This is a genomic window from Hymenobacter sp. BRD67, from assembly GCF_013256425.1.
In the GTDB taxonomy this organism is placed as follows: domain Bacteria; phylum Bacteroidota; class Bacteroidia; order Cytophagales; family Hymenobacteraceae; genus Hymenobacter.
Genome location: NZ_CP053904.1, coordinates 3,699,272 through 3,720,130, shown reverse-complemented (window position 1 = coordinate 3,720,130; position 20,859 = coordinate 3,699,272). Strand labels below are relative to the sequence as shown.

Below are 20,859 nucleotides of genomic sequence, written 5' to 3'. Positions count from 1 at the left end.
CATTGAGGTCGGGCCGCCGGCCAAAGCGCTCCTGCATCGCGGTCAGCAGCTCGTCCCAGCGCTGGTTGAACTCGGCCTCGCTCTCGCCGGCACCGGCCGGCAGGTTAGTGCTCATGGGCGGATGAGTTGCGGTTTTAGCGGCCGTGGGGCCGGCCAGGGCGGCTTCAGCCCGCAGCACTTCCCAGTACTCCACAGCCCGCCGGAAGTGCGGAATCACGATGCTGCCCCCGATGAGGTTGGCAATCGAAAATACCTCAAATACCTCTTCGTCGCTCAGGCCTTCTTCGTGGCACTTGCCGAGGTGGTATTTCACGCAGTCGTCGCAGCGCAGCACCAGCGAGCAGGCCAGGCCCAGCATCTCCTTGGTTTTTACGTCGATGGCCCCAGCGGCATAGGTATTGGTGTCGAGGTTGAAAAAGCGCTTGATAACCTTGTTATCGTAGGCCAGCACGCGCTCGTTCATGCGCTGGCGGTAGTCGTTGAAGTCGGTAGTAAGAGACACAGTAGCGAAAGAAAATGTAAAAATGATGAAGTAAAAAGAGGTTTTTGCCCATCAAAGGCGAACTTACGGCTTCCTAACCGCTTTGCCTTCGAAATGATACTTTCCCCGCTGCTGGCCGACCTGGCGGCTTTGTTTTTTCCGCGCCCGTGCCTCGCCTGCCACGAGCTGCTGGTAGCCGGCGAGACGCACCTCTGTACCAGCTGCCGCGCCGAGCTGCCGTACACCGACTATCACCTGCTGCCGCCCGACCAGAATCCGCTGGCCCGCCGGTTCTGGGGCAAGCTGCCCGTGCAGCATACCCTTAGCTACCTGGTTTTTCTGAAGAACGGCCGCGTGCAGGAGCTGCTGCACCAGCTCAAGTACCGGGGCCAGCAGCAGGTAGGCAGTGCGCTGGGCCAGCTATACGGCGCCGAGCTGGCCGCCGCAGGCCTGGGCCCGGAGTTCGACCTGGTGGTGCCCGTGCCGCTGCACCGGCGCAAGCTGGCCCGCCGGGGCTACAACCAGGCCGAAGCCTTTGCTACTGGCCTGGCTGCCGCGCTACCTTGCCCCTGTGCCGCCCACGTGCTGCTCCGCACCGAGCACACGGCTTCACAAACCCGTAAAGGCCGCGCCGCCCGCTGGCAGAACGTGGCCACGGTGTTCGAAGTAGCTGAGCCTGAACGGATTGTCGGCTGCCATATTCTGCTGGTTGATGACGTACTCACGACGGGCGCCACCCTCGAAGCCTGCGCAACGGTGCTGCTTACCGCCGGTGCCCAGGCGGTAAGCATTGCCACCATTGCCTGCGCCGAATGACCACTCATTAGCCCGGATTTTAGCGGATTACGCGGATTTTGTGGTCGGTGCGGCTGCGCTGGTTTATTGTTCCTTGTTATCCCTGCAAACTATTCACAACTATTCGATAAGCTGGCAGCCTTTTGCCGGCGGTTGCCAGGCAAGGATGAAAAACAAAAAAGGCTGCCCGAAGGCAGCCTTTTCCGGCGTTCACAAAATCCGTGAAATCCGAGCTAATCCGTGGTCTTACTTGTTCGTGCCGGCATTAATCATCGCGCAGCGGAAGCCGATAGTAGACGTAGCCGAATCTTCGGCCAGGAAGCGGCGGGTGCCCGGCGACAGCCAGTAGGCTACATCGCGCCACGAGCCGCCTTTGTACACGCGAACGTGGTCGTTGATGAGGCTCTGGTAGCCTTTCGTGTCGTAGCCCTTGGCATCGTCACCTACGCCGTTGCGGCGGAACGGGTTCAGGTCTTCTACGTCCTGGAACGAGAGCGGGCGGTAAACGTCCTGCACCCACTCATTCACATTGCCCGCCATGTTGTACAGGCCGTAGTCGTTGGGCGGGTAGGCGTATACGTACTCTGTAATCATGGCGCCGTCGTTCAGGCTGCCCGCAATGCCGGCGTAGTCGCCCCGGCCCCGCTTAAAGTTGGCCAGGAACTGGCCCTGGTTTTTGCCGTAAGGGTTACGGGTTGCGCGGCCATCCCAGGGATAAATCCGCTTTTCTTCCTGGTTTTCGTTGCCTACTTCCTGGGTGCCAATCAGCGCCTGAGCAGCATATTCCCACTCCGCTTCGGTCGGGAGGCGATAGTTAGGTACCGAATTGCCATTTTCGATGGATGCCCCACCTTTGCCATCGGCCAGCGCCCCGGCGCCAGCGCCGGTTTTGCCACCTTCTGCGGCAGTGCCAGTGTCACCTTTTTTATCTTTCTTCTTGAACAGGCCGCCTTTGCTGCCGCCACCACCGCCCTTGGCCAGGTTTTCGTTTACCTTGGCCGTGCGCCAGGCGCAATAGCTATCGGCCTGCAGCCAGTTGACGCCCACTACCGGGAAGTAGCGGAAGCCGGGATAGCGCAGGTAGTACGTCACGTATGGGTCGTTGAACGACAGGTCGCGGGCCCATACAGTGGTATCGGGCAGGGCCGCCTTGTATTTCTCTTCCGAGGAATCTTTGCGCAGGAAGTGCAAATATTCAAGCCAATGAATATTTGCTACCTCGGCTTCGTCCATATAGAACGAGGCAATGGTAACCGTGCGCTCAAGGTTGTCGTGGTTGTTGGTTACATCTTCTTCCTGCGAGCCCAGCACCGTGCGACCGCCTTCGATGTACACCAGGCCGGGGCCGGTCGGGATTTTCTTGAAGTTTGCCACCTTCATGCCTTCGTCGGTATTGTACTCAATACCAGTCGTGGACGACGCCTTGCCGGGGTTGGTAGCCGTTGGCGCGCCCTTGTGGCCGCAGCTGGCCAGGGCCAGCGTGCCGGCTGCCAGCAGGCTCAAATAGTTAGTAAATCTCATAACAAAGGAATTTGCCGAAGGCGCTAATAGATTATGACAAGCAATTTGGTTGCAATATTACGAAGAATCAGAAGCTAGGACAAGGGGCGGGGGATAATTACGGCGTTTGAGGCGACGAAATGCGCTTTCTACTCTGTCAAACGCACGTAGCGTTAAAGTTATTTCGTGTGCCCCACCCAAATCGCTGGCTAATTGGCTCACTCCCACGTCGTAGCTGTAGCCAATCCGCAGGTCGCCAAAGGCGATGCCCGCCACTACTGCCACTACGTGCTGGGTGCCCAGGTCGGGGCTGCTGAGGTTGCGATACAGCGCGCCCAGCGTAACGGGGTCGGCCAGAAAATAGGCCCCTGCTTCGGAGCGCTGCGAGCCGCCCTGGCGGGTGTAGCCCAGGGTCGGCGTGAAGCTGATTTCGTGTACTTCGCCCTTGCCCGCGCCGGCCGCCTTTTGCAGAAAAAGCTTGTAGCCGCCGCTGACTGCTAGCCGTAGCGGCAGGCCAGCCTGCGTGCGAAAGCCAAGGTCGGGCCGGTTGAGGTGCTGGCCCGACACGCTCAGCCAGGCCTGCTCAGCATAAAGCACGCCGCCCACGCCCACCGTCACATAGTTGACGGGGGGAAAGCCGGCCAGGCTCTCGGCGCTGGCACCGGTGTACGTGCCATCGGCGCTGTACTGGTCGCCAAAGGTGAGGTTATCGTAGCCCACGCGCTGGCGGCCGTAGCCCAGCTGCGCGCCGCCGCTCAGGGCCAGCGTGCGGGTGAGGCGCGTGTGGTAGGCATATTGCGCCGTAGCGCCAAAGCGGGTGTAGCCCACGGTGCCGGCGCGGTCTTGGCTGATGAGTATTCCCAGCGCGTGGTGCAGGCCGGGCCGGGGCAGGCGCCAGTCGGCGGCCAGCTGCACGGTTTGGAAAGAGCCGGCCAGCTGCGGAAACTGGTCGCGGTAGCTCAGCGTGGCGCTGTAGTCGTCCACGAGGCCGGCCCAGGCGGGGTTATCGGCCTGGCGGTTGGCATAGGCCTGCGAAAAGTATACGTCCTGGGCCTGAGCGGCACCGGCGGCCAGCATCGCCACGCCCAGCAGGCTCAGCCGCGGGCCGGTAGTCACTGAAAAAAAAGCTGTCATGCGGAGCCTGCGAAGCATCTTCCCGAGGTAAACGAAGCGTTGGACAAAAAATTCTAACGGTGCGGACCTGCTAAAGTGCTTCGTAAACACAGCATGACAGACGGTTCTTTATTTTTTAGTAATCGTAAATTCTACCCGGCGGTTGAAGCGGCGGGTTTCTTCTTGGTCATTGCTGGCAATGGGCTCGGTGCCGCCAAAGCCCTGCGTAGTAAGGCGCTTGGCGTCAATCCCTTTGCTAACCAGATATTTCTTCACCTCGTTCACCCGGTCTTCGCTCAATTTCAGGTTTAGCGCGGGGTCGCCTTGGTTGTCGGTGTGGCCGCCAATCAGAATCTCCACCGTGGGGTAGTCGCGCAGGATGCGCACCAAGCGCAGCAGCTCGGGAAAGGAGCTGGGCTGCAGGTAATACTTGCTCTGGGGAAGAAGATATTGTTGAGCTTTACTTTCTGACCTACTTTGAAAGGCACCAGAAACAGGTCCTGCTGCTTTTCCGAGTATTTATCGGAGGTCGTAGCGTCGAGGCTGGCGTTTTCGGCGATGTAGTCGGCGGCTTCGGCGCGGTAGCCGTACTGCACGCCGGCCGGCAGCACAATGGTGTAGGAGCCATCGACCGGCGACGATTCGGCCACGCCGATTTCCTCGCCGGTAATCAGGTTTTCGTAGTGAATGAGCGCCCGGATGGGTTTTTTGGTCACGGCATCCAGCACCTTGCCCTGCACCAGCGTCACCACTTCGGGCTTGAAGGCCGGCGCCAGCGCAATGCGAAAAATATCTTTCGAGCCGTCGGTACCATTGCGCGACGACACCAGGTAGGCATTATCGCCGGCCGCCGACACGGTGTAGTAAGCATCAAAATCGGGCGAATTCACCACCGGCCCCATATTGCGCGGTACGCTCCAGTGCGTCCAGGTGCTGTCGAGGCGCTTGGAGTAGAATATATCACTTTTGCCATATCCTCCGTGTCCGTCGGAAGCGAAATACAGCGTCTTATTATCCGAAGCCAGGAAGGGCGCAAAGTCAGCCCCCGGCGTGTTGATGGTCGGCCCCAGGCTGATAGGCTTGGTCCACTGCACCGGCTTTTTGGGGTCGTACTGCTCACCCACGGGCGTGGGCTTGGGAAAACTCACGAAAATATCCTGCCCGCCCTGGCCCTCGGGGCGCTCCACAGCCATAAGCAGCGCCTTGCCCGAGGTTGCCAGGAAGCCGTCGAGGTGCTCCTTGTCGTCGTTGCGGTAGTTGTCAATCTGTACTTTCTGCGGCACGCTCCAGCCACCGGGCGAGTGCCGGCTCGTGCTGAAGCCTTTGGGCTCCATAAACCCATCGACGTACACGCCAATCAGCAGCGCCACCTGGCCGTTGGCCGATACCGAAGCCAGGCCGTTGGGGTCTTCGGGGCCGTTGGGCGGCGAGCCCAGGTTGCGGGCCGGGCTCCAGGTCTGGTTTTTGCCGCTCGTCAGCTTCGAGTACCAGATATCCTGGGGGTCGCGCGAGCCGCCCACGTTGCCGGGGTGGCCCTGGCGGGCAAAAAACATGGTGCGCCCATCGGGCGAAATCACCGGGTGAGTATCTACGTAGCGGCTGTTGATGTTGGGGCCCAGATTCTTAAGAGTCGAGTCCATCTGCACCGTCTCGACGTCGGAGCTGGCCGGGTTCTTAAAATCCTGCTTCACAATCTGCACGTCCACGTTGGCCACCCCAATAGCATCAATCTGATTTACGCCCGTTACTTTGGCCGTATTCATAGTTATGCGGGCCCCGATGGTGCGGTATTTCTCGGGCTTAAACTTGACCTGAAGCGTACGAAAGGCCTCGGGCAGCGGCCCGGGGTTGGTATTGGTATATACCTGGTGGTGTTCCCCCTTGGTATCAATGAGCTCGATTTTGGTGACGGAGCCAGGGTTGAAATTTTCAATAACTGTTACCTGCTGGGCCTGCACCGAGCGGGCAAAGCGCACCTCAATAAACTCGTTGGCGCCGTCCTTGGCCGGAATCCAGGCCTCGTTGTTGATTTGGCCAAGGGGCTGGGCATTGGGTTCGCCCAGTACCTTCTCGGGCGAAAACGGCTCCTTGCCCTTCGCTTTTTGGGAAGAAACTGCTTCTACCTTGCTGGCCCAGAGCACCGTTTGGGCTTGGGCAGTGGGGGCGGCCAGCAGGCCAGCGGCCACGGCCGGTATAAAAAGTAGCGCCGGATTCAGGTTCATACGTCAAGGCAATGGGCTAGTCGAGGAAAAGCACCGGAAAATACTAAAATAATGCAGCCTGAGGCTGGGCATAGAGTTACTACTACGAACCTAACACTAAATTGGCAAAGCATGTGCCCGGCTGCATCTTTGTGCCATGCCTCAGCCCCCCGATTTTTTGCCAGCCTACGACTATCTTATCGTGGGGGCGGCGCGGCGGGCCTGAGCCTGGCGTACTACCTGGCCCAGGAGCCACGCCTGGCGCACAAGCGGGTGCTGCTCATCGAGCCCGAGACCAAGGATGAGAACGACCGCACCTGGTCGTTCTGGGCCAGTGAGCCCACGCTTTTCGACGGGCTGGCCGTGGGCGAATGGTCCAAGATTGCGTTTCGCAGCCCGGGTTTTGAGCGCGTTTTTGCGCTCGGCAAGTATCGCTACCGCACCATTCGTGGCTTGGATTTTTACCAATTTGTACACCGGGCCCTGGCCGCCCGCCCGGCGCAGTTTACGGTGGTACGCGGCCGGGTGGCCACAGTCGAAAATCTGCCGGCCGGCGCGCGGGTTACTACCGAAGAAGGTGTTATATTCAATGCAGTCTATGTGTTTGATAGCCGTCCGCCACGCATGCAGCGGCAAACTGGTAAGTACCGGTATCTGCTACAGCATTTCGTAGGCTGGGAAATCGAAACCGACCGCACTGTTTTCGACCCGGAAGTAGTTGAATTCATGGATTTTCGGGGCGAGCAGCACCACGAGGCGCGGTTTATGTACGTGCTGCCCTTCAGCCCGCGCCGGGCGCTGGTCGAGTACACGCTCTTTTCCGCTCAGCCCCTTGCTAAGGAAGAATACGAGCAGTATATTCTTGATTACGTGGTAAATACATTGCGATTAAAGCCCGGCGACTACCAGATTGTAGCGCAAGAGCAGGGGGCCATTCCCATGACCGACCACCCGCTGCCGGCCCGTGCCGGGGCGCATGTTATCAACCTGGGCACGCGCGCCGGGCGGGCCAAGCCCAGTACCGGCTACGCGTTTCGGCGTATTCAGGCGCAGTCGGCGCGGCTGGTGGCGGCGCTGGCAGCTACCGGCCACCCGCCGCCCGACCCAACCGGCGACCGCTGGCAGTTCCGGCTGTTCGATACGCTGCTGCTCGATATTATGCAGCGCCGGGGCGAAACGACCCGCGACTTATTCCGGCAGCTCTTCGAGCGCAACCCGGTGGAAAGAATATTCCGTTTTCTGGATGAGAAAACTTCCTGGGCCGATAACCTGCGCATTATGAACTCAGTAGCGCCGGGGCCGTTTATGCGTTCCATTGCGCAGGTGCTGCGCGGCCGGCCGGGGCAGCGCTAGCGCACTATCAGGCGCGTGTCACTGGCTGCTCCAGAAATTCGCGCTCCAGCCGCACGCTTTCGGCGCTGATGGGCAGCAGCTGCGGCCGGGGGCGCGACAGATTCAGCAAAAAACCGGGGATGGCGGGCAGGCTGTCGAGGTCGTGGGTACTGCACAAGATGGTGCGGCCCTCAGTAGTTACCCATTCATTCAATAAAGAGAATATGCGCCGGCGGTGATATACGTCGAGCTGCTGGGTAGGCTCGTCGAGCAGATACAGCGGCGCGTCTTGAAGGCTAAGCTGCGCCAGCCACACCAGCTGCTGCTCGCCGCCCGAGAGCTGCCGAAAATCCTGCCCGGCCAACTGCGTAGCGCCTACGGCTGCCAGCGCCGCGTCGGCGCGGGCATAATCGGCGGCGGCGTAGGTGCTGAACAGGCCGTGGTGGCGGTAGCGGCCCATCACCACCAGCTCGCGCACCGAAAGGCTAAAGTCGAGGGCCCCGCGCTGCGGCAGGTAGCCCAGGCGCCGGGCTAGGGCGGAGCCGCGCAGGGTACGCAGCTCTTCGGGCCCGCCCAGGCGTACCGAGCCCTGGTAGGGCAGCTGCCCCGTCAGTACCCGAAAGAGTGTGGTTTTGCCCGCGCCATTGTGGCCCAGTACAGCCACAAAGCTGGGAGCAGCAGGTAGAAGTAATGAAAAATCGCGGAGCAGCACCCGATTGGGGTACCCCGCGATTAGATTCTCAATGAGCAGTGAGCAGTGAGCAGTGGGCAATTGCGGCTGATTTACAATTGGTAACTCTTCACTTATAACTAACTTAATACTCGTCCTCGTTGAACATGAAGTCCTCCTTGGTCGGATAGTCGGGCCATACTTCCTCAATGTTCTCATAAGGCTGGCCATCGTCTTCCAGGCCTTGTAGATTTTCAACTACTTCCATCGGGGCACCCGAGCGGATAGAGAAGTCGATGAGTTCGTCTTTGGTGGCGGGCCAGGGCGCATCTTCCAGGTAGGAGGCGAGTTCGAGGGTCCAGTACATAGTAAAAGGAAAGGCGTGAAAAAAGGTTGCTAAATATAGGCTGCACCGGCGCAACGTAAATGCCCGGCTAAAGGTTAGCCGGCTATTGGCAGCTGAAAAAGGGCAATCAACTCGGTTTTAGTTTGAATCTTCCGCTCAAAGGTGCGAATTTTTCCTTGTAGTAACTGCCGAAACTGGTCATTGGCGGCCGAAGAGTTGAGCTTGCCCAGGTTGTCTTGCAGCACGGCCAGCTCCTGGCGGTCGCTTTCGATAAACTTGCGCAGGGCCACCGTGGCGGCCTGGGCGCGCTCGGCGGGTGGTAGGGGCGGGCTGCCTTCGGCCTGGCGCTTGCGCAGGTAATAATCGAGGGCGCTCATCTCAAATACCTTGTCGCAGGCCAGCATAAAGCGCTGCCACAGCTGGTCCGACTCGGGCCGCGCACTGCGCCGCTCTGTTTCCACTCGGCTTGCAGGTTTTTGGCTTGGGTTACGCCCTGGTTGGGCGGCAGGGCAATGAGCGCCTCGGCGCGGCGGGCCAGCTCGCGCTTGCGCAGCAGGCTTTCTTCGGGCGAGCCAGGCGCAGCGCCGGGGCGCGCCTCGGCCGGGCGCTGGGTTTCGATATGCTTTTTGAGGCGCTCAAAAAAGTGGTTGTTGGCAGCCCGGAACTTGGTCCACAGCTCGGCCGCCTGCTTCTTGGGCAGCGTGCCGTTGATTTCGCGCCAAGCATTTTGGAGCAGCTTAAGCTGGCGCGAAGTGGCTTCAAACTGGTCAGAGTTCTTCAGGTCTTCGGCCTGGTTTACGAGGTCGCGGTAGCGCTCCACCGTGCGCCGGGCCATGTTCTTTCGGTCGGTCTGGAAGGCTTTGCGGCGGTCGAAAAAGTCCTGCACGGCGCCGTGGAAGCGGTTTTCCAGCTCTTCCGTCAGCGTTTTGTCAACGGGCCCGGTCTTGAGCCAGGCCTGTCGCAGCTCTTTCACGGTTTCGCTGGCCGAAATCCACTCCACCGTATCGCGCAATGCTTCGGCCTGCGCGATAAGGCTGATTTTGGTAGCCAGGTTTTTTTCGCGGTTGCGCGCCACCGATACGTTGAGCTGCTCTTCCGCCTCTTTGAGGCGGCGGTGCAGCGTTTCGTAGTCGCCCAGGCCGTCGTGCTGCTTGGTCTGCTCCTGCAGGTGCAGCAGCTTCATCAGAAAAGACCCCTGGTTGTCGGCCGCTTGCAGCCGCTGAAGCAGCTCATCGATTTTAGCCCGAAAAGCCTCGTAGCGCTGGCCAAAGTAGCGCAGCGCATCGTCGTCGGTGTCTTTAACCTGGCCAATGCGGCGAGCGGGCTGGCCCAGCGTCGGGCGCAGCCACACGCCCCGTCTTCCACGTAGCCATAGCGGCGGGCCTCCGTGAGCGGGTGGTCGGTGAGTTCCATTGGGAAATGGGAAAGATAGAGTGAGGCAAAAACGTCGGAAAGCTCGGCAGTCGGCCCCGAACGTGGGCAAGGAATGAAGTACAAGTTTACGCGGAAAATTGGTTTGCCGCCCACTACCTGCTACGTGGTACTCGGAATTTAATAACAGGTTTCTGATTTAAGTGGCCGACATTTGTTGCTTGTGCAGTAACTACCACCCAAGCGGCACTTGGTTTACTAATCAAAAAACCCGTCGCTATTTTTCAAGACTCAAGCACTACTTCCTATGTCCGACCAGCCCACCATTATTTTCAGCATGGCCGGGGTAAGCAAGATTTACCCGCCGCAAAAGCAAGTTCTCAAAAATATCTACCTCTCTTTTTTCTACGGTGCTAAAATCGGGGTGCTCGGCCTCAATGGCTCGGGTAAGTCAAGCCTGCTCAAAATTATTGCCGGCGTCGACAAGCAGTTTCAGGGCGAGGTGGTGTTTTCGCCGGGCTATTCGGTGGGCTACCTCGAGCAGGAGCCCCAGCTCGACCCTGCCAAAACCGTGCGCGAGGTAGTAGAAGAGGGCGTGGCCGAAACGGTAGCCATGCTCAAGGAGTACGACGAAATCAACGAAGCCTTCGGGGCCGAAGACGCCGACTTCGACAAGCTGCTCGACCGCCAGGGCAAGGTGCAGGAGCGGCTCGACCAGCTCGACGCCTGGAACCTCGACTCCAAGCTGGAGCGCGCTATGGATGCCCTGCGCACGCCGCCCCAGGAGGCCATTATCGGCACACTGTCGGGTGGCGAGAAGCGCCGGGTGGCCCTGTGCCGCCTGCTGCTGCAAGAGCCTGATGTGCTGCTACTCGACGAGCCTACCAATCACCTCGATGCCGAAAGCGTGCTTTGGCTGGAGCAGCACTTGCAGCAGTACAAGGGCACGGTTATCGCCGTTACGCACGACCGCTACTTTCTCGACAACGTGGCCGGCTGGATTCTGGAGCTCGACCGTGGCAGCGGCATTCCGTGGAAGGGCAACTACAGCTCGTGGCTGGAGCAGAAAACTGACCGCCTGGCCAAAGAGGAAAACTCGGAAAGCAAGCGCGCCAAAACTCTTCAGCGCGAGTTGGACTGGGTGCGCATGTCGCCCAAAGCCCGCCAGAGCAAGGGCAAAGCCCGCCTCGCCAACTACGACAAGCTGGTGAATGAGGAAGCCAAAGACAAAGAACAGAAGCTTGAGCTGTTTATCCCCGATGGCCCGCGCCTGGGTGCGCAAGTGATTGAGGCCGAGGGCCTGCGCAAGGCGTTTGGCGATAAGCTGCTGTTTGACAACCTGAGCTTTGCGCTGCCGCAGGGCGGTATCGTGGGCATCATTGGGCCCAACGGTGCGGGCAAAACCACGCTCTTCCGGCTGATAACCGACCAGATGAAGCCTGATGCGGGCAGCTTCGTAGTGGGCCCGACTGTGCAGACGGCCTATATCGACCAGCAGCATGATTCGCTGGACCCCGCCAAGTCGGTGTTCGACACCATCACGGGCGGCACCGAAACCATGCTGCTCGCCGGCCGGCCCGTTAACTCGCGGGCCTACGTGAGCAAGTTCAACTTCGGGGGTGGCGACCAGGAAAAGAAGGTGGGTGCGCTCTCGGGCGGTGAAAAAAACCGAGTGCACCTAGCCATGACTCTCAAGCAGGGCGCCAACCTATTGCTGCTCGACGAGCCGACCAACGACCTGGACGTGAACGCCATCCGGGCCCTGGAAGATGCTTTGGAAAACTTTGCGGGCTGCGCCGTTATCATCAGCCACGACCGCTGGTTTCTGGACCGGCTGGCCACCCATATCCTGGCTTTTGAAGGCGACTCGGAAGTAGTATGGTTTGAGGGCAACTTCTCGGACTATGAGGAAGCCAAGCGCAAGCGCCTCGGCGACGTGGAGCCCAAGCGCGTGCGCTACAGAAAGCTGGCTTAAAGGCCGAACGAGCCGCCTGCGCTTGCGCAGCTTCCGGGACTTCTAAAGAAGAACAGCAGCAATAGGCAGATGCTATATAGCATCTGCCTATTGCTGCTGTTCTTTTTTTACTACGCTGATGCTGCCATCGCGCTCCAGGTATACGGCCTCGGTCTGGTCGAGGTGAGCCAGGTTGGCATTGGTGTGCAGGCCATCAAGCAGGTCTTTTTGGCTGAGGTAGGCCTGACTTAAATGCTCGGGAATGGGGCGGCCCTGCTCGGCCAGGAGCAGCGCTTCGCCCTTTACCAGCTTGCCCATCCATTCGCTGTGAAACGACGCCCAGGCCAGCAGCCGGTGCAGGGCTACCAGCACAAAGCTGGCCAGCAGCGTGCCCCAAAAGGCGAGGCAGCCACCACCGCCCGGCTCAGCACGGCGCCCAGCATAATCTTGACCACCATATCAAAGGCCGTGCTACCGCCAAACGTACGCTTGCCCGACAGGCGCAGCAGAGCCAGGGCCACAAAAAACACGATAACCGAACGCGTAGTCATTTGCACTGCCGTAATGGTGTGCGAGTCGACCGTAAAGCCTATCAAAAAATCCAGTATATTTTTCATGACTATTTAGTCAGCGGCTCAAGCATCGCCTGCGCCAGCAAGGCGTGAGCCCGGTCAGGGCCTACGCGTCGCAACACCCGGATTTTACCCCCCTTTACTTCGTTATAAGAGTGGAAGAAGTGCTCCACCTCGTGCAGCATATCGGGCGAGAGGTCGGTGATGGTGTGCAGCGTTTTGTGCTCGCGCGAGTTGGCCGCTACGGCCAGCAGGCGGTCGTTGCGCTGCACGGTGCCATCAGGTTCGCGCTGCTCAATTTCGAGGGCCCCCAGCAGGCGGGCTTCTACCACGCAGCCCGAAAACGCGGGCGCATCGAGTAAGAGCAGCACATCGAGCGGGTCGCCATCTTCGGCTTTGGTTGAGGGCACAAACCCAAAGTCGTAGGGAAAGCTGTGGCCCTCGGGTAGCACCCCTTTGAGCATCAGCACTTCTAAATCGGGGTTGAAGGCTATTTTATTGCGGCTGCCTTTAGGCGTTTCGATTACGACGTGAATGCGCGTAGGCGAATGAGCTACGCGGGCCGGCAACAGGTGCAGAGGAAGAGCCATAGCAGAAAAGAGAAGTATTTTCAGCTTTCTACGGGCCAGGGGTGGGGCAATGTTATGCCAATGTTACGTATGGTGGAGCTTAGTCAGAAAATAGCAAAAGCCATATGGCTAATGTTGGTCTTGTTGAGCCAAGCTATAGCCGGCTTTCCGCTACACGCACTAGCAGGCACGCTGCTCGGGTGCTTTCTCGTTGCCTGCCAGGGCATTGCCACATTATGCACAGGGTGTTTACTAAGCCACCCAGCCCTCGCGCACGGCCCGGGCGGCCAGCCCCACGAGCGTGCGGGTGCCGGCTTTCTGCAGCAGCATGCGGCGGTGGCTTTCCACAGTGCGGACGCTGATGTAAAGGCGGCCGGCAATCTCCTCGTTGCAAAGGTCGTCTACTACCAGCCGAAGCACCTGCAGCTCGCGGGCGCTGAAGCTGCTGGCCAGGTCGGGCCTGCTACTGGTGCGCACGGGCGGCTCGGTGTCGGGCGCAGGCACCAGCCAGGGCGCGAGCGTAGCCGCCAGCGCAGCGGGAGGGGCCTGGCGAGAGAGCTGCAGTCGCGTGCCGGGCCAGCCGCCGAGGCAGTTGGGCGTCGTCGTCCGGCGCGGGTTGGTCAGTACCACCAGCCGCTGGCCGGGCCGCACCTGATGCAGCCGGGTCAGCAGGTTGGGAAGCGACAGGCCGGGCAGGGCATCGTCGAGCACAACTACCCGAAAAATACGGTTAGTAACCAAGTCGGCAAGCTGGGTAGCATCGGCGGTAAGCGTAAGCAGGGCCTGGGGCCAGCGCTGGCGAAATAAGGCCAGTAATCCCTGCCGAAAGATAGTTGGGGCCGCTGCCACCAGCGCAGTAGGGCTAACGCTGCTCATGGCCCCAAAAAAATACCGCGATAAAATGCCTGCTGCGGCCAAAGCCCGGCAGCGGGCAGGCGTTTAAAGGTGAGGGTAGCGGGTGTTTCATAGCAGTAAAAAGACAGTGTGAGGCAAATAGGAGCAGGGCAGCGACCGCCGGCAAAACCAGGCAAGCGGTTTACCCAGCGGGTGGGCAGCATGAAGACCGAAAGCGGCCGGGCTATCGGGGAAGGCAGGCTGGTAGCGGCGCTACAAGGGCGCGTCCTCCTGCCTGCGGTGCGCGGGCTCAGCATAAAGCGAAGCCAGCGGTAGCAAAGCGCCTGCTTGTCTCTTTCAACTCCTTGACCACTATACTTAAAAGTGATACCAAGGTACATGTTTTTTTTGCTAATGCAAGTATTCAGGCATGTTAGTTAGTAACTCCAGCCACGAACCGATAGCAGGTAGCTTGCCGGGGTCAGCATCGAGCAGCAGGGCCTGTGCCGCGGGCTGCCCGGCAAAGGCAATTTCTTCTACAGTAGCTACGAGCAGCAGGGGCGGCGTTTCGGGGCGATGCAGCCGTAGCGCCACCCCGGAATGCAGGGCAGGCGCTGCCAGCCACGCCGGCTCGGGCGCGGCTGGCAGCACCAAAAGTCCGAGCCCCGGCACCCGCCAGCGGTGGGCTATACCAAATGCGTCCGGCACTGCGGAGGGAGCCACGCGGCGGGTGGCTTAAGAACCCGTTTTCATGATGAAGCCCTTGCGCTTGCCGTGCTGCTTGATGCGCGTGCCCGGCAGCAGCTGCATTTCCACCGTTACGGGAGCGCAGGAAGTATAGGTGTGTTCTTCGGGCCGTAGCCGGCCGCACTCACCGAAAGAGTCGGAAACTGCGTGACCTGAGCCGGCAGCGTAAAAAAGCCCTCTTCGTTGGTAATAAGAATTATGGAGGTGCCTTTAACAAAAACGCTGACGCCCGCCAGTGGCTTATCGTTGGCCATAACCCGGCCGCTAAACGTATTGCACGGCTGCACTGGTGCCGCAGCTGCGCTGCGCGGAGCCGGCCGCACCTGGGCTGCGGCATATTTAATGGGCGCTAATAATAGGCTTAAGCTAATGAATAACAGGGGTTTTTTCATATAGTAAAGTTCGGCTCGCTCTGGGTAGGGCAGAGGGTGTGCCAGACGAGAGGTGGGTAATAGATGAAGGGTAATACGCAAACAGGTACGAATAGCTTATGTCTTTTTCATAAAGTGTGCCGCAAACTCCGCCCGGCCAATACGGCTGTGGCAGCCGGCCGGGCATGAGTTTGACGCCGGCTGGCCTATTTTCGTAAATGCGCGTCTTTATTTACCTGCTGAGCTGGCTGCTGGGGCTGGCTTTTGCCATCAGTGCCGGGCGCGGAATGGCCCAGTCGGCCCCCTTGCCCTGCCTGCTGCTGCCGCTGCCCGCGGCCGAGCGAATGCAGGCCGCCAGCCTCGTGGTAGAAGCGGAAGTACTGGATGCTCAGGGCGAATGGGACGCTGCCCACCAGCATATTCTTACGCGCCAGCGGCTGCGCGTATTTCGCGTGCTAAAGGGTGCCCTGCCCGATACCCTGGCCCTGCCGCTGCTGGTAGAGGGCGGGCAGGTGGGCCTGGCCCGGCAGGAGCTAACCAATACCCTGCATCCTTTGCCGGTAGGACAGCAGGGAATTTTTTTTCTGGTGCGGGCACCCTGGCAAGGTGTGGCGCCGGGCTACGCGGCATTTGCTTCCAGCCAGGGTGTCATTACCTATGACTTAACCGCCGGCACGGCCGCCGAGCCGGCCCGCACCTACGCCAGCTGGGCCTCGGCGCGGCAGCAAACCCAGCAGCTAAGCGGGCAGGCCCCGAAGGAGCTACAAGCCAACCGCCGTCTGCTGGCGGCGCTGCCGCGAGTAGTCCCGCCGGTTGCCCAGCGGGTGCAGGCTGCTGTTATCACGTCGTTTAGCCCCGCTCAAACTACAGCCGGCACCGGGGCGGTGCTCACCCTGGAGGGCAGCGGCTTTGGCAGCAGCCAGGGCAGCGGGGGCGTCGATTTTCGCAATGCCGACGATGGCGGCGCTACCACAACCCGAGCCCTCGCCCGCGACTACCTGAGCTGGAGCGACACCCGCATTCGGGTGCGGGTGCCCTCGCTGGCCAGCAACAGCCATCCTGCCGGCTCGGGCCCGGTGAGCATCACCACCGCCGACGGCACAACCGCTCAAACCACAACCGCGCTGACAATAATATATGCTTTAAGCAATATTGATGACGTTACCGGAACTTTTGTCGACCGGCCCAACCACGTAGCAACTAATGCTACGGGCGGGATTACGTTTCACTTCGGCCCCAATTTTCGAAGTAATGCGGCGGCCGTGGCGGCCTGGCAGCGGGCGCTGGCACAGTGGCGCTGCACCAGCGGCATCAATTGGGAGCTCGGGGCCGACGCCACCACCAATACAATTGCCACGGATACCACCAACGTTGTGGCTTTCGACGATGGCTCGCTGCCCGCGCGGGTATTGGGACGCACTACTTCGTATTACCAAGGCTGTTATAATCCACAGGGCGAGGTGGTATTTTACGTTTCCGAAATCGACCAGCAGTTTTCCAATAGTCTGCCGTTTGCGTTCGGGCCGGCCAAGCCGGGAGCCGGGCAGTACGACTTCGAGTCGGTGGCCACGCACGAGCTGGGCCACGCGCAGCAGCTGACGCACCTCATCCGGCCGGGGGCTATCATGCACTATGCAGTGGCACCAGGAGCTATTTTGCGCGTGCTCGACCCAACCTCTGATGTAGCCGGCGGGCGACTGGTGTTGCGCACGCGCAGCTTTCATAACCGGGGCTGCGGCGGACCGGCTATGTTACCGGCTCCGCTCACGGCCCTGGCGGCCGGGGGCAGCCCGACCGCGCCCAGCCTGGTTTTTACTACCCGTGCCGAATGCTTTGTAGCGGGCTTTGTGCTGGAGCGTAGCGTCGGCATCGATACTACTGCTGCGGGCGGCTGGCAGCCGGTAGCTACCACGGCCGCCCAGGCCAGCGGCCAGTATACCCTGGCCGACCCCCGGCCCCTGGCGGGCCTGCATTACTACCGGCTGGGGCTGCGCCGCCCCGATGGAACTACCGATTATGCGGCCCCGCTGCCCATTAACACGGCGGCCTCGGCCGATGTGCAGGTTTTTCCTAACCCGATTACGGGCAATGAGCTGCAGCTGGCTTATCCGGCCCCGGCGGCAGGTAGCCTGGTGCTGCGCTTTTACGACGAGCTGGGGCGCTACCTCCGCGGCCAGCGTGTAGCCGTGCAGGCGGGTCTCAACGTGCTTACCCTTGAGGTGACCGACCTGCGGCCGGGTTTCTACATTCTGCAGCTCTCCACCGACCAGGGCAGCCGTAGTGTGCACCTGGTGAAGCTATAAGGTGGCTGGGGCCGGCAGTACCTGCGGCCGGCCGCTTGCCTTTCTTTTACGCTTTTTCCTCCTTTTTCAACTCATAAGCAGCCAGGTCTTCGGCGCTGAGGTTACCGTTGAGCCAGTCCGATTCGAGGGTAGCACCGAGCTTTTTATAAAAGTTAATGGCTGGCTCGTTCCAGTCGAGTACCTGCCACTTCATGCGTTGGGCTCCGGTGCGCTTTGCTTCGGCCACCACGGCCTCGAAGAGCCGGCGGCCGTAGCCGCCGCGCCGGGCAGCCTCGGTCACAACCAAATCTTCCAGGTAAAGCATCCGGCCTTTCCAGGTAGAGTAAGCAGTGTAAAAAAGCGCCAGCCCGAGGAGGTCATCGCCGCTTTCGAGCACAAAAAAGCCGAAAATCGGCTCCGGCCCAAAGCCATCGCGCTGCATCATAGCCAGGGTGTTGGTTACAGCTTCGGGGGCGCGCTCATACACTGCCAGCTCCTGAATGAGAGCCAGCACGCGGGGCAGGTCGGTTTCCTGGCCGCGGCGCAGTACGGGAGAAGTAGTCATACTAAAAGGCCAGCTATGCAAAAACCTGTGCCAATAAGCCAGTAAAGCAGCTCATCAGCACAGGCCAGTACTACCAGCTAAAAACTTGTCGGAGGCTATAAAGTCAGCGAACAGCCGCGCTTTACATCTGCGGCTGCATCTTTTTGATATCTTCCACGGCATTGGGTGCGGTTAGCTCGCGGTTGATGCTGTTGGCAGCGGGGGCGGGTGCTTTTTTGCCACCCGTGGTATCTACGGCCGCCGGAACCGGCGGCAGCGGAGCCGTCGCTATGTCGTCTTCGGTCGAAGTGGGGTTGCCGTCGGGCGAGCTGCAAGCGGCCAGGGTCAGCGTGAGGGCCGCTGAGGCCAGTAGCGCGGGCAGGAAGCGTTTCATCATCATAGGGAAAGCCGTATTTAAGGCCGCAAGTTACGGGTGAATGCGGAATAGGTGCTAGAAGTGAGGGGCAGTGCATACAGTACGGCGGCCCGGCGCAAAGGGCCGACGGGCGAAGCATAAAATATTCAGAAAATTATATATTATACAAAATCCAGCCGAGCAGGCCGGCCCGGGCTGTCCAGGCCAGAGTGCGCAGCCAGTTGGTACGCGTGAGGCCGTCGAGGGCTACGTAGTCGTAGCCGCCGGCCGCCAGCCGGTTGTGAAAGGGCACCGAAACCCCAAACGTAGCGGCCCACACCACCAGCACCAGGGCCAGCTGCCCGAGGGCCAGCCCGGCGCCCCAGGCCGGGTAAGCCACCCACGCCAGCCAGGTGGCCAAAGCCAGCTCCAGCACCATGGGCGCGGCCACTACCCAACCCATGCCCCGCGTGTGGGCGGCGTGGTAGCGGGCAAACTCTGCTCGCCCCACCAGCATCAGCGCCGGGTACACCACCAGCTGCACCACCCAGATAACGCCCGTGAGGTAAAGCGTCAGCGCCACGTTGAGGAAGAGCAAGTGATAGTGCGACATATAGGAAAAAATTAATGTTCGGAGCGTGCAACGGCAGGGCACAAAGTTTCGCCCATTAGGCAATACTTCAGCCTGCGGCTTACTATTGCATTGCAAAGCTGACACTCAACTGGTCATCTGTTTTTTACATGAAAAAATACGCGTACTTATCGCTGCTCGCGGCCTTGGGCACCGCCTGTCACTCGTCATCGACCTCCACGGCCAGCAATGGCCGGCCCGATATTATCAAGGCGGCGCTCGATACGACGGTGGCGCCCGGCGATGACTTTTTCAGCTACGCCAATGGCAGCTGGCTGAAGGCCCACCCCATTCCGGCGTCGGAAAGCAACTCGGGCATTGGTATTGAGGTGCAGAAGGAAGTGTACGCCCGCCTGCGCCAGACCAGCGAAGAGGCGGCAAAAGCGAATGCGGCGGCTGGCTCTAACCAGCAGAAAATCGGCGATTTCTGGGCCGTGGGCCTCGACTCGCTGAAGGCCAATCAGCTGGGATACACGCCTATCAAGCCGGAGCTGGACCGCATCGCGGCCATCAAAACGGCGGCTGATGTACCGGCGGTGGTGGCCCATGAGATTCAGCTGGGCGTGCGGGCCCTCATTGGCCCGCGCGTGGGGCAGGACGAGAAGAACAGCGACAAGATGGCGCTGTACCTGCACCAGAGCGGCCTGGGCCTGCCCAACCGCGATTACTACTTCAACACCGATAACCGCACCAAGGGCATTCGCCGCGCCTACGTGCGCCACATGAGCAACATCTTCAAGCTGCTGGGCCAGGACTCAACCTCCGCTAACGCCAGCGCGGCTAGGGTGATGGCTCTGGAAACCACTCTGGCCAAGTCGTCGCGCAAGCTCGCGGACTTGCGCGACCCGTACAAGAATTACAACAAGATGACCCTGGCCCAGCTCGATAAGCTGACGCCCGGTATCGACTGGAAGTCGTGGTTTGGCCAGCTGGGTACCACCAGCGTCGATACCGTGATTGTAGGCCAGCCGGAGTTTTATCAGACCGTGGCCCAGCTGCTGAAAACCAGGCCGGTAGACGATTGGAAGGCCTACCTTACCTGGCAAGTGGCCCGCGAGTACGCCCCGACCCTCAGCCAGCCCTTTGTAGAGGAGAATTTTAAGTTTTACGGCACGCAGCTGCACGGTGCCAAAGCCATGCGCCCCGCTGGAAGCGCGTGCTCGACATGGAGGAAGATGCCCTGGGCGATGCCCTGGGCCAGCTGTTCGTGAAGGAGTACTTCAAGCCCGAGGCCAAGGCCCGCTACGATACCCTGGTTAAAAACGTAATGTCGTCGTTTTCCGAGCACATCCGGAACGTAGACTGGATGAGCGCGCCCACTAAGGTAGTGGCCCAGAATAAGCTCCACGCCATTATGCCCAAGGTGGGCTACCCGAATAAGTGGAAGGATTACTCGAACCTACAGATTGACCGCAGCTCGCTGGCTGCCAATGTAATGCGCGCCAATCAGTGGCAGTACAACTACCAGCTGCATAAGCTGGGCAAGCCCGTGGACCGCACCGAGTGGGGCATGACGCCCCAGACCTACAACGCCTACTACAACCCCAGCAACAACGAGATTGTGCTGCCCGCTGCGGCTTTTGCAATCCCAACCCTGCTCGACGCCGATGCCGACGATGCGCTGGTGTATGGCTACGCCGGGGCCAGCACCATCGGCCACGAACTGACCCACGGCTTCGACGACCAGGGTAGCCAGTACGACGCCCACGGCAACCTGCACGAGTGGTGGAGCAAGGCCGACCGCCAGCGCTTCAACAAGCGGGTGGCGGGCATTGTGCGGCAGTTCAACAGCTATACCCTGCTCGACTCGATGCACATCAATGGCAAGGCCACGGCCGGCGAAAACATTGCCGACCTGGGCGGTATCGTCATTGGTCTCGATGCGTTTAAGAAAACCAAGCAGTACCAGGAAGGCAAGAAAATCGGCGGCCTTACGCCCATTCAGCGCTACTTTCTGGGCTATGCGCTGGGCTGGCAGATGCAGGTGCGCGACGAAAGCCTGGCCTCACAGCTGCTGACCGACGTGCACTCGCCGGCCCAGTACCGCGTAAACGGTCCGATGGCCGATGTACCCGCTTTCTATGACGCCTTTGGGGTGAAGCCCGGCCAGAAAATGTACCGGCCCGATTCGGCTCGCGTGAAGATTTGGTGATTTAAAGATTGGTAATCTGCCAGGTACGGCGATTTGTGG

21 protein-coding genes and 3 pseudogenes are annotated in these 20,859 nt (G+C 60.3%); 6 read left to right on the top strand and 18 right to left on the bottom strand.

Annotated elements, in window-relative coordinates; all coding sequences use genetic code 11:
• Window positions 1–163: 163 nt before the first annotated feature.
• Window positions 164–463, bottom strand: a pseudogene (locus GKZ67_RS17360) (carboxymuconolactone decarboxylase family protein); the annotation flags it as partial.
• A 132-nt stretch (window positions 464–595) separates the two neighbouring features.
• Between GKZ67_RS17360 and GKZ67_RS17355 the strand changes: the two are divergent.
• On the top strand, window positions 596–1,297 hold the full coding sequence (locus GKZ67_RS17355; protein WP_173244854.1) for a ComF family protein: 702 nt from the start codon (window positions 596–598) through the stop codon (window positions 1,295–1,297).
• A 225-nt stretch (window positions 1,298–1,522) separates the two neighbouring features.
• On the opposite strand, the gene GKZ67_RS17350 is transcribed toward GKZ67_RS17355, so the two are convergent.
• From GKZ67_RS17350 to GKZ67_RS23835, 4 genes are all read right to left on the bottom strand, one after another.
• Window positions 1,523–2,797: an SUMF1/EgtB/PvdO family nonheme iron enzyme gene (locus GKZ67_RS17350; protein WP_173244851.1), complete on the bottom strand. Its 1,275-nt coding sequence runs from the start codon at window positions 2,795–2,797 to the stop codon at window positions 1,523–1,525.
• 57 nt (window positions 2,798–2,854) lie between these two features.
• Complete coding sequence (locus GKZ67_RS17345) at window positions 2,855–3,892, bottom strand: PorP/SprF family type IX secretion system membrane protein (protein WP_173244848.1); 1,038 nt, start codon at window positions 3,890–3,892, stop codon at window positions 2,855–2,857.
• Between the two features lie 126 nt (window positions 3,893–4,018).
• Complete coding sequence (locus tag GKZ67_RS17340; protein ID WP_254245274.1) at window positions 4,019–4,276, bottom strand: OmpA family protein; 258 nt, start codon at window positions 4,274–4,276, stop codon at window positions 4,019–4,021.
• Window positions 4,237–6,111: a PD40 domain-containing protein gene (locus GKZ67_RS23835; RefSeq protein WP_173244842.1), complete on the bottom strand. Its 1,875-nt coding sequence runs from the start codon at window positions 6,109–6,111 to the stop codon at window positions 4,237–4,239. The genes GKZ67_RS17340 and GKZ67_RS23835 overlap by 40 nt, the downstream gene beginning before the upstream one ends.
• A gap of 129 nt (window positions 6,112–6,240) precedes the next feature.
• Here GKZ67_RS23835 and GKZ67_RS17330 point away from each other — a divergent pair, with 129 nt between their 5' ends.
• On the top strand, window positions 6,241–7,443 hold the full coding sequence (locus GKZ67_RS17330; protein ID WP_173244839.1) for a lycopene cyclase family protein: 1,203 nt from the start codon (window positions 6,241–6,243) through the stop codon (window positions 7,441–7,443).
• A gap of 7 nt (window positions 7,444–7,450) precedes the next feature.
• Here the strand turns inward: GKZ67_RS17330 and GKZ67_RS17325 are convergent.
• The 4 genes and pseudogenes from GKZ67_RS17325 to GKZ67_RS17310 all read right to left on the bottom strand — a co-directional run.
• A pseudogene (locus GKZ67_RS17325) lies at window positions 7,451–8,080 on the bottom strand (ABC transporter ATP-binding protein); the annotation flags it as partial.
• A gap of 157 nt (window positions 8,081–8,237) precedes the next feature.
• Complete coding sequence (locus GKZ67_RS17320; RefSeq protein WP_068339058.1) at window positions 8,238–8,459, bottom strand: DUF2795 domain-containing protein; 222 nt, start codon at window positions 8,457–8,459, stop codon at window positions 8,238–8,240.
• A 74-nt stretch (window positions 8,460–8,533) separates the two neighbouring features.
• A complete protein-coding gene (locus tag GKZ67_RS17315; RefSeq protein WP_173244834.1) occupies window positions 8,534–8,842 on the bottom strand; it encodes a hypothetical protein in 309 nt (102 codons plus the stop codon).
• Window positions 8,812–9,789 carry a DUF349 domain-containing protein gene (locus GKZ67_RS17310; RefSeq protein WP_173244831.1) on the bottom strand — a complete coding sequence of 326 codons (978 nt, stop codon included), beginning with the start codon at window positions 9,787–9,789 and terminating at the stop codon, window positions 8,812–8,814. Before GKZ67_RS17310 ends, GKZ67_RS17315 begins: the two co-directional genes overlap by 31 nt.
• Window positions 9,790–10,116: 327 nt before the next feature.
• Here GKZ67_RS17310 and ettA point away from each other — a divergent pair, with 327 nt between their 5' ends.
• Complete coding sequence (ettA, locus tag GKZ67_RS17305) at window positions 10,117–11,784, top strand: energy-dependent translational throttle protein EttA (RefSeq protein ID WP_173244828.1); 1,668 nt, start codon at window positions 10,117–10,119, stop codon at window positions 11,782–11,784.
• A gap of 87 nt (window positions 11,785–11,871) precedes the next feature.
• On the opposite strand, the gene GKZ67_RS17300 is transcribed toward ettA, so the two are convergent.
• The 6 genes from GKZ67_RS17300 to GKZ67_RS17275 all read right to left on the bottom strand — a co-directional run bounded on the left by GKZ67_RS17300 (window position 11,872) and on the right by GKZ67_RS17275 (window position 14,877).
• Window positions 11,872–12,135, bottom strand: coding sequence for a YetF domain-containing protein (locus GKZ67_RS17300; protein WP_173244825.1), 264 nt, complete (start codon window positions 12,133–12,135; stop codon window positions 11,872–11,874).
• Entirely contained in the window at window positions 12,126–12,380 is a 255-nt protein-coding gene (locus tag GKZ67_RS17295) for a hypothetical protein (RefSeq protein WP_173244822.1), read from the bottom strand. Before GKZ67_RS17295 ends, GKZ67_RS17300 begins: the two co-directional genes overlap by 10 nt.
• A 2-nt stretch (window positions 12,381–12,382) precedes the next feature.
• Complete coding sequence (locus tag GKZ67_RS17290) at window positions 12,383–12,925, bottom strand: inorganic diphosphatase (protein ID WP_173244820.1); 543 nt, start codon at window positions 12,923–12,925, stop codon at window positions 12,383–12,385.
• 231 nt (window positions 12,926–13,156) lie between these two features.
• A complete protein-coding gene (locus GKZ67_RS17285; protein WP_173244817.1) occupies window positions 13,157–13,780 on the bottom strand; it encodes a helix-turn-helix transcriptional regulator in 624 nt (207 codons plus the stop codon).
• Window positions 13,781–14,149: 369 nt separating this feature from the next.
• The gene (locus GKZ67_RS17280) at window positions 14,150–14,461 is read right to left on the bottom strand and encodes a hypothetical protein (protein WP_173244813.1); all 312 of its coding nucleotides are present in this window, start codon (window positions 14,459–14,461) and stop codon (window positions 14,150–14,152) included.
• A gap of 95 nt (window positions 14,462–14,556) precedes the next feature.
• A complete protein-coding gene (locus tag GKZ67_RS17275; protein WP_173244810.1) occupies window positions 14,557–14,877 on the bottom strand; it encodes a carboxypeptidase-like regulatory domain-containing protein in 321 nt (106 codons plus the stop codon).
• Window positions 14,878–15,074: 197 nt separating this feature from the next.
• Here GKZ67_RS17275 and GKZ67_RS17270 point away from each other — a divergent pair, with 197 nt between their 5' ends.
• A complete protein-coding gene (locus tag GKZ67_RS17270; RefSeq protein WP_173244807.1) occupies window positions 15,075–17,159 on the top strand; it encodes a T9SS type A sorting domain-containing protein in 2,085 nt (694 codons plus the stop codon).
• A 46-nt stretch (window positions 17,160–17,205) separates the two neighbouring features.
• On the opposite strand, the gene GKZ67_RS17265 is transcribed toward GKZ67_RS17270, so the two are convergent.
• The 3 genes from GKZ67_RS17265 to GKZ67_RS17255 form a co-directional block, all read right to left on the bottom strand.
• Window positions 17,206–17,703 (bottom strand): GNAT family N-acetyltransferase, encoded by a 498-nt coding sequence (locus GKZ67_RS17265; protein ID WP_173244804.1) that lies wholly within the window; start codon window positions 17,701–17,703, stop codon window positions 17,206–17,208.
• Window positions 17,704–17,824: 121 nt separating this feature from the next.
• On the bottom strand, window positions 17,825–18,082 hold the full coding sequence (locus GKZ67_RS17260) for a hypothetical protein (RefSeq protein ID WP_151086561.1): 258 nt from the start codon (window positions 18,080–18,082) through the stop codon (window positions 17,825–17,827).
• Window positions 18,083–18,212: 130 nt separating this feature from the next.
• On the bottom strand, window positions 18,213–18,650 hold the full coding sequence (locus GKZ67_RS17255) for a hypothetical protein (protein ID WP_173244801.1): 438 nt from the start codon (window positions 18,648–18,650) through the stop codon (window positions 18,213–18,215).
• Between the two features lie 128 nt (window positions 18,651–18,778).
• Between GKZ67_RS17255 and GKZ67_RS22705 the strand changes: the two are divergent.
• Window positions 18,779–19,983: pseudogene (locus tag GKZ67_RS22705) on the top strand (M13 family peptidase); the annotation flags it as partial.
• Entirely contained in the window at window positions 19,975–20,820 is an 846-nt protein-coding gene (locus GKZ67_RS22700; protein WP_410505086.1) for a M13-type metalloendopeptidase, read from the top strand. The pseudogene GKZ67_RS22705 and the gene GKZ67_RS22700, both read left to right, overlap by 9 nt.
• Window positions 20,821–20,859 lie beyond the last annotated feature (39 nt).